This window comes from Streptomyces sp. NPDC029169, assembly GCF_055563935.1.
The window spans coordinates 376,926-389,904 of the sequence record NZ_JBVHXA010000005.1 but is presented as its reverse complement, the minus strand read 5'-3'; the positions used below and the strand labels follow the sequence as shown (position 1 = coordinate 389,904).

Here is a 12,979-nt window from a genome sequence, read left to right as displayed (position 1 = left end):
CTCCGCGGCCACGATCGGGCGCGAGCGGAAACCCTCCGGCGGGCCGTGGCGTCATTCCCTGCATGAGCATGGAGAAGCCGCAGCCCCGACACCCCGAGCCGGAGGGCTGCCTGACGGCGTTCGTCAGGATTCCGGTACGGATCGTGGTGCTGGTGGCCGTCGTCCCCGTCCGCATGGTCTGGGACGCGCTGGTGGTCTCCGCCCGGACCCTCGACCGCACGGTGCTGCGCCCCCTGGGCCGGGGCCTGGCCTGGGCGCTGCGGACGCTGATCGTCGCCCCGATCGCCTGGCTCCTCCGGTACACGGTGGCGATCCCCCTGACCTGGCTGTACCGCTCGGTGCTCACCCCGCTGGGCCAGGGCCTCGGGTGGCTCGCCGTGCGACTGTGGCGCGGAACGAGCGTCGCCGGCCTGTGGCTGGGCAGGGCCCTGTTCGTATGGCCCTGGGTTGCGCTCTGGCGGTACGTGCTCGTGCCGCTGGGGCGGTACGGGGTCGTGGTGCCGGTCGTGTGGGTGTACCGGCAGGTCCTGACGCCGTTGGGCCACGGTCTCGCGTGGGCCCTCGCCCAGCTGGGCCGCGCTGGTCACTGGCTCGGCATGGCGCTGTTCGTATGGCCGTGGGTCGGGCTCTGGCGGTACGTGCTCGTGCCGCTCGGACGGTACGGGATCGGTGTCCCGGTCGCCTGGGCGTACCGGTGGATCCTCGCCCCGCTCGGCAAGGGCCTCGCTTTCCTGGCCGTCGGGCTGTGGCGGTACGGGATCGCGATCCCGGCCGCCTGGCTGTACCGGGCCGTGCTCACCCCGCTCGGTCACGGCCTCGGCTGGCTCATCAAGGCGTTGTTCGTGTGGCCGTGGGTCGGGCTGTGGCGGTACGTGCTGGTGCCGGGCGTCCGGTACGGGATCGTCGTTCCCCTCGGATGGCTCTGGCGGCGCGTCCTCGTGCCCCTCGGGCGGGAGATCGCCGACGCGTTCCGGGTCTGCTGGCGCGTCGCCGGGTACATCTCCCGGGCCGTCGGCCGTGCACTCAAGTGGGTGGCCTGGAATCTCGTCGGGCGGCCCACCGCCTGGGTCTACCGGAGCGTCTGCACCCCCGTCGGGCACTGGGTCCGTGACCAGGTCTGGGCGCCGGCCAGGCGGGCGGCCGTCGAGGCCGGGCGGGTCGCCAGGGGCGCGCTCGCCTCCGCACGCGAGACCGTACGGCAGGCCCGCAGGGACGCCTGGCGCGCGCTCGTCGGGGCACCCCGGGTGACCGAGCCTGTGGAACCTGTGGTGGCCTCTACGCGTACTCTGGGTAGTACAACAACCGCCTCCGGCGCGGCGCCCGCACCCGAGATCTCCCTGCGAAAGCAGGGGTGAGCCGGCCGGGACCCCCAGAGGCCACCCGTATTTCGAGGGCGGCGCGCCACCCGCGCCCGCTCCGCACCGAGGAGAAGAACCACTGGGCAAGCGACAGCCCGAAGGCCCGCCGCCCGCACCGGCGGTGCAGCGCATCCGACTGCGCTACACCAAGCGCGGCCGCCTCCGGTTCACCAGCCACCGTGACTTCCAGCGCGCGTTCGAGCGCGCGCTGCGCCGCGCCGAGGTGCCCATGGCGTACTCGGCCGGATTCACCCCGCACCCCAAGGTGTCGTACGCCAACGCCGCCCCCACGGGTACGGGCTCCGAGGCCGAGTACCTGGAGATCGCCCTCACCGAGGCACGGGACCCCGAGACTCTGCGGGCCCTCCTCGACGAGTCGCTCCCGGCCGGCCTCGACATCACCGACGCCGTCGAGGCCCGCACCTCGGGACTCGCCGACCGGCTCACCGCCTCCGTGTGGGAGCTCCGGCTCGACGGCGTCACCTTCGAGGAAGCGGAGAAGGCCGTCGGGGCGTTCCTCGCGGCCGAGACCGTGGAAGTACAACGTAAGACGAAGAACGGCATCCGCACCTTCGACGCCCGCTCCGCCGTCGCCGACCTCGTCGCCGACCGTCCACAGGCTGATAGGCCCCTGGACAATGCCTGTGCGATACTGCGGCTGGTTGTTCGGCACGTAGCACCTGCCGTGCGACCCGACGACGTCCTGTCCGGTCTCCGAGCTGTGGCCGACCTGGCGCCGCCGGTCCCCGCAGCGGTGACCAGGCTGGCGCAGGGGCTCTTCGACGAGGAGTCCGGCACGGTGACCGACCCGCTCGCGCCCGACCGCGAGGCAGTCACGGCCGCTCCACCCACGGCCGCCGCGACCGCCTCAGCGACGGCGCCGGGTACCGGTTCCGCGTAGGGAGCGGTCGTCGTAGCGCCGCCCTGGCACTCGGGAGCCACCTGGGTCGGGCAGCGCACAGACCAGGAGACTTTCGCCAGGCCGTACGCACAACGCGTACGGAACCGGCGAGCCAGACATCAGCTCCCGTGCGGCGCCCGCGCCCCGGACGGCGGCACCGCGCAGTTCGCGCGATCGTGCCGCTGGACCGGACCAAGGCGCGGCGCCCGGGGGCGTGACGGGAGAACCGCCCGCATGCTCGAGCAGCACGAAGAAAACACGGAAAACAACAACGCACCTGGTGACAAGCTGCCGCCGCGCCGCAGGCGCCGAGCGGCCTCCCGCCCTGCCGGTCCGCCGGTCGCGGCGGAGGTCACCGACACCGCGGCCGAGGTCGTCGTGGAGACGCCGGCCGCTACGCCGGAGCCCGCCGAGGAGCCCGCCCCGGCCCGCACCCGTCGCCGTGCCACCCGCAAGGTCGCCGCCCCCGAGCCGGCCGTGGTCGAGACCGAGGCCGCACCCGTGGCCGAGGCCGTCGAGGAGGCTCCCGTCGAGGAGCCCGCCCCGGCGCGCACCCGTCGCCGTGCGACCCGTAAGGCCACCACCCCCGAGCCGGTCGTGGAGCCCGTGGCCGAGGCCGTCGAGGCCGTCGAGGAGGTTCCCGTCGAGGAGCCCGCCCCGGCGCGCACCCGTCGCCGTGCCACGCGTAAGGCCACCACGCCCGAGCCGGTCGTGGAGCCCGTGGCCGAGGCCGTCGAGGTCGAGGCCGCGCCGGTCGTCGAGGAGGCTCCCGTCGAGGAGCCCGCCCCGGCCCGCACCCGTCGCCGTGCCACCCGTAAGGTCACCTCGCCCGAGGTCGCCGCCGGCGGCGAGAGTCTGCCGCAGGAGACCGTCGAGCAGATCACCGCCGCAGAGGCCGAGCCCGAGGTCGTCGCCGCCGAGAAGGCCGCCACCCGTGGCCGTACCCGCCGCCGCGCCACCTCGCCGCAGTTCACCGCCGAGCCGGTCGCCGCCCCCGAGGCGGAGGAGGCCCCGCGCGGCCGCCGCGCCGCGCGTCCCTCCGTCGCCGTCTTCCAGGCCCCGGTCTTCACCGAGCCCATGTTCCAGACCCCGGAGACCGCGGCCGCCATGGCCGCCGCCGAGGCCGTGGAGGAGGAAGAGGAAGAGGCGCTGGAGGCGGTCGAGGAGGTCGTCGAGCGTCCCGAGCCCGCCGGCCGGCGCCGTCGTCGCCGCCGTGGTGAGCCCGCCGTCGAGCACACCGCCGAGCCCGTCGTCGTCGAGCCGGTGCCCGCCACCGTCGCCGACGAGCCCGAGGTCGAGGCCGAGGAGCCCGAGGCGGAGGCCGAGGAGGCCGACGAGTACGAGGACCGTCCGTCCCGCCGTCGCCGCCGTGGCGGCCGTCGCCGTCGCCGCGGTGAGCTCGCCGAGGCGGAGGAGGCCGAGGAGACCGAAGAGGCCGAGGAGGCCCGCGCCGAGGAAGAAGAGGCCGAGGAGGAGGGCGAGGCCGACGAGTACGAGGGCGGCACGCCGTCCGCCGCCGGCACCAGCAGCTCGCGCCGCCGTCGCCGTCGTCGCCGCCGCAGCGGTGACGCCGCCGAGGCCGAGGCGGGCGAGGAGGAGGGCGTCCGTACGGTCGTCAAGGTCCGCGAGCCCCGCCCGGCCCGCGAGAAGGCCGAGCCGTCCGACGAGGTCCAGTCCATCAAGGGCTCGACGCGTCTGGAGGCGAAGAAGCAGCGCCGCCGCGAGGGCCGCGAGCAGGGCCGCCGCCGCGTCCCGATCATCACGGAGGCCGAGTTCCTGGCCCGCCGTGAGGCCGTCGAGCGTGTCATGGTCGTCCGTCAGAACGGCGACCGGACGCAGATCGGCGTCATGGAGGACAACGTCCTCGTCGAGCACTACGTCAACAAGGAGCAGGCCACCTCGTACGTCGGCAACGTCTACCTGGGCAAGGTCCAGAACGTGCTGCCGTCGATGGAGGCCGCCTTCGTCGACATCGGCAAGGGCCGCAACGCCGTCCTGTACGCCGGTGAGGTCAACTTCGAGGCGCTCGGCATGGCCAACGGGCCGCGCCGCATCGAGACGGCCCTCAAGTCCGGCCAGTCCGTCCTCGTCCAGGTGACGAAGGACCCGATCGGCCACAAGGGCGCCCGTCTGACCAGCCAGGTCTCCCTGCCGGGCCGTTACCTCGTGTACGTCCCCGAGGGCTCGATGACCGGCATCAGCCGCAAGCTCCCGGACACCGAGCGGGCCCGGCTGAAGACCATCCTCAAGAAGATCGTTCCCGAGGACGCGGGCGTCATCGTGCGCACCGCCGCCGAGGGCGCGAGCGAGGACGAGCTGCGCCGTGACGTCGAGCGTCTGCAGGCGCAGTGGGAGGACATCCAGAAGAAGGCGAAGAACGGCAACGCTCCGACCCTTCTCTACGGTGAGCCGGACATGACCGTCCGCGTCGTCCGCGACATCTTCAACGAGGACTTCACGAAGGTCATCGTCAGCGGCGACGAGGCCTGGGAGACCATCCACGGGTACGTCAACCACGTCGCCCCGGACCTGACCGACCGCCTGTCCAAGTGGACGAGCGAGGTCGACGTCTTCGCGACGTACCGGATCGACGAGCAGCTGATGAAGGCGCTGGACCGCAAGGTCTGGCTGCCGAGCGGTGGCTCGCTGGTGATCGACAAGACCGAGGCGATGATCGTCGTCGACGTCAACACCGGCAAGTTCACCGGGCAGGGCGGCAACCTCGAGGAGACCGTGACGAGGAACAACCTCGAAGCGGCCGAGGAGATCGTGCGCCAGCTGCGCCTGCGCGACCTGGGCGGCATCGTCGTCATCGACTTCATCGACATGGTCCTGGAGTCCAACCGCGACCTGGTGCTGCGCCGCCTCCTGGAGTGCCTGGGCCGGGACCGGACCAAGCACCAGGTGGCCGAGGTCACCTCGCTGGGCCTGGTCCAGATGACCCGTAAGCGGGTCGGCCAGGGTCTGCTGGAGTCCTTCTCCGAGACCTGCGTCCACTGCAACGGGCGTGGCGTCATCGTGCACATGGAGCAGCCGACCGCCCCGGGCGGCGGCGGTGGCGGCAAGCGCGCGAAGAAGCGTGGCCGTGGCGTTGCCGAGCACGTCCACGAGCACGAGGTCGTGGAGGCCGCGGAGATCGAGGAGGCCGAGGAGGTCGAGACCGAGGCCGAGGTGGCCGCGGAGATCGCCGCCCCGGTGGCCGTGGAGGAGCCCTTCCGCGCCGACGAGGAGCTGTACAGCAGCGCCGCCGAGGCCGAGGCCGCCGCCACGCGTGGTCGTGGCCGCCGTCGCGCGACCCGCAAGGTCACCGCGCCGGCCGGTCCGCCGGTCGCCCCGGTCCCGGTCGTGGTCGAGGAGCCTGCGCTCGTCGTCGAGCCCGAGCCCGAGGCCCCGGTCGCCGTCGAGGAGGCCGCCCCGGCTCCCCGTACGCGCCGCCGTGCCACCCGCAAGGCGACGGCCCCGGCCGGTTCGCCGGCCCCGGCACCCACGCCGGAGCCGCTCGTGGAGGCCGTCCCGGCCCTCGCGCCGAAGCCGGTCGTCGAGGCCGAGCCCGTCGCCGAGCCCGAGCCGGTCATCCAGACGCCGGTCGTCGAGGAGGCCCCCGTGGCCGCCCCGCCGAGGGCCCGTCGCCGGGTCGTCCGTAAGGTGACCGCCCCTGCCGGTTCGCCCACGGGCGCCGAGGAGGCCGCCGTCGTGGTGGTCGAGACCCCGGCCGCCGCCGCGGCACCCGCCGTGGAGGCCGAGCCCGAGGCCCCCGCCCCGGCCAAGAAGACGGCCGCCCGCAAGACGGCCAAGAAGGCCACCGCGAAGAAGGCCGCCACCAAGAAGACGGCGACGGCCAAGAAGACCGTGGCGAAGAAGACGACCGCCAAGAAGGCCGCCGCCAAGAAGACGGCCGCTCCGGCGCAGGACTGACCCGGTCGGGTGGGGCCGTTCCGTACGGGACGGCCCCACCTGCCCCGGCCCGGCCCCCGGGGCCGGCCCTGGGGGAGTCACCCGAATTTGACCCCCTGTGGCACCGGCCCGTAACCTTGACCATCGGCGTGTCGTAAGACCCGCCACACCCCTGAGCACCCTCCTCCCGGTCTGCCGGGAGAGGCCGCTCGTCCACTTCCGGATCACCGCGGGCCCCGGCCCGTGTGAGCGGCTGGCATCAGGGGTCCGTTCCCGAGTGAGAGAGAGATCCGCGTGTACGCCATCGTGCGCAGCGGTGGTCGCCAGCACAAGGTTGCTGTCGGCGACATCGTTGAGGTTGACAAGATTTCCACTGCCAAGGTTGGCGACACCGTAGAGCTCTCTACGCTGCTCGTTGTCGACGGCGACGCCGTGACCAGCGACCCGTGGGTGCTGGCCGGTATCAAGGTCACGGCCGAGGTCGTGGACCACCACAAGGGCGCGAAGATCGACATCCTTCGCTACAAGAACAAGACCGGCTACCGCCGTCGCCAGGGCCACCGCCAGCAGTACACGGCGATCAAGGTCACCGGCATCCCCACGGCTGCGAAGTAAGGGACTGAGGAGAGATGGCACACAAGAAGGGCGCATCGTCCACTCGGAACGGTCGCGATTCCAATGCTCAGCGGCTCGGCGTGAAGCGCTTCGGCGGTCAGGTCGTCAACGCCGGTGAGATCCTGGTCCGCCAGCGTGGCACCCACTTCCACCCGGGTTCGGGTGTCGGCCGTGGTGGCGACGACACGCTGTTCGCCCTCGAGGCCGGTTCGGTGCAGTTCGGCACCCACCGTGGCCGCAAGGTCGTGAACATCGTTCCGGTCGCCTGATCGGTTCTTTCGCGGAGGCGGACCTCACTTCCCGACAGGGAAGCGGGTCCGCCTTTCGCGTGTTACTAGATAGACATTCCACCTCGTAGTACCCCTTGTAACTGGAGGCACAGAACCATGACCACCTTCGTGGACCGCGTCGAGCTGCATGTCGCCGCGGGTAACGGAGGCCACGGCTGCGCCTCCGTACACCGGGAGAAGTTCAAGCCGCTCGGCGGCCCGGACGGCGGCAACGGCGGCCGTGGCGGCGATGTGATCCTGGTCGTCGACCAGGCGATCACCACGCTCCTCGAGTACCACCACTCGCCGCACCGCAAGGCGACCAACGGCCAGCCCGGCGCCGGCGACAACCGCTCCGGCAAGGACGGCCAGGACCTCGTCCTCACCGTGCCGGACGGCACCGTCGTCCTCGACAAGCAGGGCAACGTGCTCGCCGACCTGGTCGGCCAGGGCACCACGTTCGTCGCGGGCCAGGGTGGCCGCGGCGGCCTCGGCAACGCCGCGCTGTCCTCCGCCCGCCGCAAGGCCCCCGGCTTCGCGCTGCTCGGCGAGCCGGGCGAGGCGCGGGACATCGTCCTGGAGCTGAAGACCGTCGCCGACGTGGCGCTGGTGGGCTACCCGAGCGCCGGCAAGTCCTCGCTCATCTCCGTCCTGTCGGCCGCCAAGCCGAAGATCGCGGACTACCCCTTCACCACGCTCGTCCCGAACCTGGGTGTCGTCACCGCCGGTTCGACGGTCTACACGATCGCCGACGTGCCGGGTCTGATCCCGGGCGCCAGCCAGGGCCGCGGCCTGGGCCTGGAGTTCCTGCGCCACGTCGAGCGCTGCTCGGTCCTCGTGCACGTCCTGGACACGGCGACGCTGGAGTCCGACCGTGACCCCGTCACCGACCTCGACGTCATCGAGGAGGAGCTGCGGCAGTACGGCGGCCTCGACGACCGCCCCCGTATCGTCGTCCTCAACAAGATCGACATCCCGGACGGCCAGGACCTGGCGGACATGATCCGCCCGGACCTGGAGGCGCGCGGCTACCAGGTCTTCGAGGTCTCGGCCGTGGCCCGTACGGGTCTGAAGGAGCTGTCGTACGCGCTGGCCGAGATCGTCGCCAAGGCGCGCGCGGCCAAGCCGAAGGAGGAGTCGACCCGGATCGTCATCCGCCCGAAGGCGGTCGACGAGGCCGGCTTCACCGTCACGTACGACGAGGCCGAGGACGTCTACCGGGTGCGCGGCGAGAAGCCGGAGCGCTGGGTCCGCCAGACCGACTTCAACAACGACGAGGCCGTCGGCTACCTGGCCGACCGCCTCAACCGCCTGGGCGTCGAGGACGCGCTGATGAAGGCGGGCGCCCGCGCGGGCGACGGCGTCGCGATCGGCTCCGAGGACAACGCGGTCGTCTTCGACTGGGAGCCCTCGATGATGGCCGGCGCCGAGATGCTCGGCCGCCGCGGCGAGGACCACCGCCTCGAAGCCCCGCGCCCGGCCGCCCAGCGCCGCCGCGACCGCGAGGCGGAGCGGGACGACGCGCAGCGCGAGTACGACGAGTTCGACCCGTTCTAGGCCGGGGGCGGTGCGCCAGGGTCGACGGACAGAGTCCGGAGCAGTCGTCCGAAGCCGGTGAGGCCCCCTGGGGCCGATCCGTGCGAGGGCGGCCATGGGGGGCCAGTCCGCGAGGCGGAGCGCGACGACGCGCAGCGCGAGTACGACGAGTTCGACCCGTTCTAGGGGCGATTCCGGGCCCGGAACGGACTGTGTTCCGGGCCCGGAACGAGGGCCGCTCCGGGCCCGGGGAGCGGGCGGTCGATGAGATCGGCCGCTCCCGTAGGATCCTGCTGTGAGTAGCGCGCCCCCAGTCACGACAGAAGGCAAGCTCGGCGTCGTCGTCATCGCCTACAACGACGCGGACCTGGTCGGCGAGGCGATCCGCTCGGCGCTCGACCAGGGACCCGTCGTCGCGGAGGTCGTCGCCGTCGACGACCACTCCAGCGACGCCACGGCGAAGGTCCTGGACGAGCTGGCGGCCCTCCACCCCCGGGTGCGCGTCGTCCACCGCACCGAGAACAGCGGCGGTTGCGGCACTCCCCGCAACGACGGCATCCAGGCGGTGTCGGCGCCGTACGTGATGTTCCTGGACAGCGACGACGTCCTGCCCGAGGGCGCGGCCGAGGCCCTGGTCACGGCGGCCGAGCGGCACAGCACCCCGGTGGCGGTCGGAGTGTGCGTACGACGAGAGCTGCCCGAGGGCCGCGATGTGCGCTGGCAGCCCGCCCTCTACCGGGAGCCCGCCCTCCTGGAGACCCCGGCCGACCTCGTCCCCCTCGTGCACGACACGCTCTGCGTCAACAAGATCTACCGGCGCTCCTTCCTCGACGAGCACGCCATCCGGTTCCCCGACGGCCGGTTCGTCTACGAGGACTTCCTCTTCACCGCCCGCGTGCTGGCCGCCGCGCCGCGCGTCGCGGTGATCCCCGACACGGTGTACGTCTGGCACGTGCGCCGCGCCGCCGCCCAGCTGTCGATCTCCCTCGCCCGGGAGGACGTCACCAACTGGCAGGCCCGGATCGCCGCCCACCGCCAGGCCGTGGAGACCCTGCGGGAGGCCGGCCGCGCCGAGCTCGCCGCCGCCTGCCGCACCAAGTTCCTCGAACACGACCTGCGCCTGTACGCCCGCGAGCTGAGGCAGCGCGGTGCCGAGTACCAGCGCGCGTGGTGGCGGTCGACGCGCGACCACCTCGCGACGTTCGAGGAGAGCGAGATCGCCGCGGCGACCGCGCCCGCCCGCTGGACCGCCCGGTTCCTGCTGGCCGCCGAGGAGCCCCGGGACCTGCTGCGGCTGTCCCGGCTCGCCGCCGAGCCCGCCCGTCTGCTCCCGCCGTACGCCCGGAAGGGGGATTCCGCCGTCTGGTCCGACGACCTGCCCGACGTGGAACTGGACGGCGTGGACACCCTGCCGCTGGCCGACCTGCCGCTGGTGGTCGACGCGGCCCTGCGCACCGCCGCCGGGGCCGAGCTGCGGTTCACGGTCCGCGATCTGTACGGCCGGGTGCGTACGGCGGGCCCGCGTACCGCCGAGGTCGCGTTCGTCCCCCGGGGCGCCGACGCACCCGCCCGCACCGAGCGGGCCGAGCTGACCGAGGTGGACGGCGGCTGGACCGCCCGCGTCCCGGCCGGCCTCACCGGCCTGGCCCGGGCCGGCCGCAGCCGTGGCAACGCCGGGATCCAGTTCTGGGACCTCCGGATCACGGTGACGTGCGCCGACGGGGAGTCCTTCGCGACGGCCCTGCGGCTGCCGGAGGGCTGCCAGCGGCGATCGGTCCTCCCGAGCAGCCGGTACGGTGTACTGCTGGTGCAGCAGTACACCACGGCGAACGGCTCGCTCGCGGTGCGGATCGCACCCGGTGCCCGCGACGGGCTCGGGGCGGTCAGGGCCAGGCTCCGGCGGCTCTCGCGCCGTTCTTAGCGAAGGGATTTGGGGCGTAATGACTTATCTGATCACCGGTGGTGCGGGTTACATCGGCTCGCACGTGGTCCGTGCCATGACGCAGGCGGGGGAGCGGGTCGTCGTCCTCGACGACCTGTCCACGGGCTACGCGGAGCGGGTCCCGGAGGGTGTGCCCCTGGTGGTCGGCTCGACCCTGGACCGCGAGGTCCTGGACCGCACCATCGCCGAGCACGGCGTGACGGGTGTCGTCCACCTCGCGGCGAAGAAGCAGGTCGGCGAGTCCGTCGAGCTCCCGCTCCACTACTACCGCGAGAACGTGCAGGGCCTCACCGTCCTCCTGGAGGCCGTGGCCGCCGCCGGCGTACGCAACTTCCTCTTCTCCTCCTCGGCCGCCGTCTACGGCATGCCCGACGTCGACCTCGTCACCGAGGAGACGCCCTGCCTGCCGCTGAGCCCGTACGGCGAGACGAAGCTGGCCGGCGAGTGGATCGTCCGCGCCGCCGGCAAGGCCCACGGCATCTCCACGGCCTGCCTGCGCTACTTCAACGTGGCGGGTGCCGCGACCCCCGAGCTGGCCGACACCGGTGTCTTCAACCTGGTCCCGATGGTCTTCGAGCGCCTCGACGCCGGTGAGGCCCCGCGGATCTTCGGCGACGACTACGCCACCCCGGACGGCACCTGCGTCCGCGACTACATCCACGTCGAGGACCTCGCCGACGCGCACCTCGTCGCCGCGCGCAAGCTCGCCGAGTGGGCCGCCGCCGGTGAGCCGCGCGACCTGACGGTCAACATCGGCCGTGGCGAGGGCGTCTCCGTGACGGAGATGATCGACCTGATCAACGAGATCACCGGCCACTCCGTCGCCCCGGTCGTCACCCCGCGCCGTCCCGGCGACCCGGCCCGGGTCGTCGCCTCCGCGGACCGTATCGCCGACGAGCTGGGCTGGAAGGCCCGGCACGACGTCCGTGACATGATCGGCTCGGCGTGGGCGGGCTGGGTCGCGAACCGCAGCGCCGGGTAACGCGAACGCACAGAACCCTGTAGAGCCGCCTGCCCGTGTCATTTCGGGCAGGCGGCTCTGTTTGTACGGGTTTTGCCTCGAACGCGGGGACGAACGTCACAGCCCCCGCAGTTCTCCTTGCTGTGAAGGGGCTGTGTAGGATGACGCGCTCTTCCGATGTTCGATTACTCGGGTTCCCTTCACATTCAGGACTGCCGCCGTGACTTCGACTTTGACGCTCCGTCCGCGCCGCCGGGCACCTTCAGGCCCGGCTGACGGAGTGGCCGGCTCCTTGCCTCGTCAGCTTGACGCGCTGACAAGTCTGCGTTTCTTTGCTGCGTTTGTCGTTTTCGCCCACCATTTCACTGGTCTTGGGCATAAGACGGGTTACGGTACGGCACCGGCGATTTTCCCCTACTCCCAGATGGGCGCCCACGGTGTCACGTTCTTCTTCGTTCTGTCCGGCTTCCTGCTCACCTGGGTGTACAAGCCGCAGCAGCACATAGGCGCCTTCTACTGGCGCCGAATAGCCAGGATCTGGCCCGCGGTTCTGGTCTCCGCCGTACTCGCCTACTACGTCTTCTACGTGCTGGCGAAGGAAGAGCGGGACTGGGGCAGCTTCATCTCCTCGCTCTTCCTGGTGCAGAACTGGTTTCCCGACGCGCACCCGAGCCTTCCGGGAAACCCGGTCACCTGGACCCTCAGTGTCGAGATTCTCTTCTACGCGCTCTTCCCGTTCATGGCCCGTCTGGCGGTCCGCCTTCGCACCCAGCACATCGCGCTCCTGACGGTCGCCGGCCTCATCGGCATGTACGCCGTCAATTACTGGGCCTTCAGCAGCTTCGCGACCAAGACTGCGAGCTGGGTGATGCGCCACCCGGTGGTCTATCTGCCGCAGTTCCTGCTCGGCATGACTCTGGCGCTCGCCATCCAGCGTGGCTGGCGGCCGCGGCTGCATCCGGCCGTTCCGGTTCTCGGGCTTCTTGCGTACACCTTCGCGTACTACCAGGCCCAAGCGCGGCTGCCGAAGTTCTGGGACCAGCAGCTCGAGTACACGCTTCGCCCCACGCTCGCCGTATTGGCCGGTCTCGTCATCGTGGCCTTCGTACAGCGTGAGATCGCCGGTCACCGCGGCCTGCTGAACAGTAAGCCGCTGATCCTGCTCGGCGTATGGTCCTACAGCTTCTATCTGCTGCACCATTCCGTGAGTCGCTGGGCCACCTACGAATACGGGCGGCTGAGGGACAATGACGCGGCGCTCTTCTCCATGCTCGGCATGGGTCTTGTCATCCTCGTGATGTCCTGGGCCCTCTACCGGTTCGTCGAAGAGCCGGCGAACCGCTGGCTGAACAGCAAGATTCCGGCGCGCTGGCGGAGCCCGCGGCGGGTCTCCGACCTGCACGGCGTCTGACGTTCCCGTACAGAAAGGGCCGGGGGGGGGGGGGGGGGGGGGCGGGGCGGCGGCCTGCTCTCTTCGGTTACGGCCGCTGGGAGGGGGCGAGA

At 71.8% G+C, this 12,979-nt stretch carries 9 protein-coding genes; all 9 read left to right on the top strand.

Going from position 1 to position 12,979, the window contains the following annotated elements; genetic code table 11:
• Positions 1-62: 62 nt before the first annotated feature.
• The 9 genes from ACZ4VI_RS13120 to ACZ4VI_RS13080 all read left to right on the top strand — a co-directional run bounded on the left by ACZ4VI_RS13120 (position 63) and on the right by ACZ4VI_RS13080 (position 12,887).
• Complete coding sequence (locus ACZ4VI_RS13120; protein WP_467999258.1) at positions 63-1,355, top strand: hypothetical protein; 1,293 nt, start codon at positions 63-65, stop codon at positions 1,353-1,355.
• Positions 1,356-1,479: 124 nt separating this feature from the next.
• Positions 1,480-2,259 (top strand): TIGR03936 family radical SAM-associated protein, encoded by a 780-nt coding sequence (locus ACZ4VI_RS13115; RefSeq protein ID WP_467999257.1) that lies wholly within the window; start codon positions 1,480-1,482, stop codon positions 2,257-2,259.
• 234 nt (positions 2,260-2,493) lie between these two features.
• On the top strand, positions 2,494-6,174 hold the full coding sequence (locus ACZ4VI_RS13110) for an Rne/Rng family ribonuclease (protein WP_467999256.1): 3,681 nt from the start codon (positions 2,494-2,496) through the stop codon (positions 6,172-6,174).
• Positions 6,175-6,447: 273 nt separating this feature from the next.
• Positions 6,448-6,768 (top strand): 50S ribosomal protein L21, encoded by a 321-nt coding sequence (rplU, locus tag ACZ4VI_RS13105; protein WP_114036861.1) that lies wholly within the window; start codon positions 6,448-6,450, stop codon positions 6,766-6,768.
• Positions 6,769-6,782: 14 nt separating this feature from the next.
• Positions 6,783-7,037 (top strand): 50S ribosomal protein L27, encoded by a 255-nt coding sequence (rpmA, locus tag ACZ4VI_RS13100; RefSeq protein ID WP_031107501.1) that lies wholly within the window; start codon positions 6,783-6,785, stop codon positions 7,035-7,037.
• A gap of 117 nt (positions 7,038-7,154) precedes the next feature.
• Complete coding sequence (gene obgE / locus ACZ4VI_RS13095; protein WP_467999255.1) at positions 7,155-8,594, top strand: GTPase ObgE; 1,440 nt, start codon at positions 7,155-7,157, stop codon at positions 8,592-8,594.
• Positions 8,595-8,868: 274 nt separating this feature from the next.
• The gene (locus ACZ4VI_RS13090) at positions 8,869-10,494 is read left to right on the top strand and encodes a glycosyltransferase family 2 protein (RefSeq protein WP_467999254.1); all 1,626 of its coding nucleotides are present in this window, start codon (positions 8,869-8,871) and stop codon (positions 10,492-10,494) included.
• A 19-nt stretch (positions 10,495-10,513) separates the two neighbouring features.
• Positions 10,514-11,497 (top strand): UDP-glucose 4-epimerase GalE, encoded by a 984-nt coding sequence (galE, locus tag ACZ4VI_RS13085; RefSeq protein WP_467999253.1) that lies wholly within the window; start codon positions 10,514-10,516, stop codon positions 11,495-11,497.
• Positions 11,498-11,696: 199 nt separating this feature from the next.
• Positions 11,697-12,887 (top strand): acyltransferase family protein, encoded by a 1,191-nt coding sequence (locus ACZ4VI_RS13080; protein ID WP_467999252.1) that lies wholly within the window; start codon positions 11,697-11,699, stop codon positions 12,885-12,887.
• The last annotated feature ends 92 nt before the right edge of the window (positions 12,888-12,979 follow it).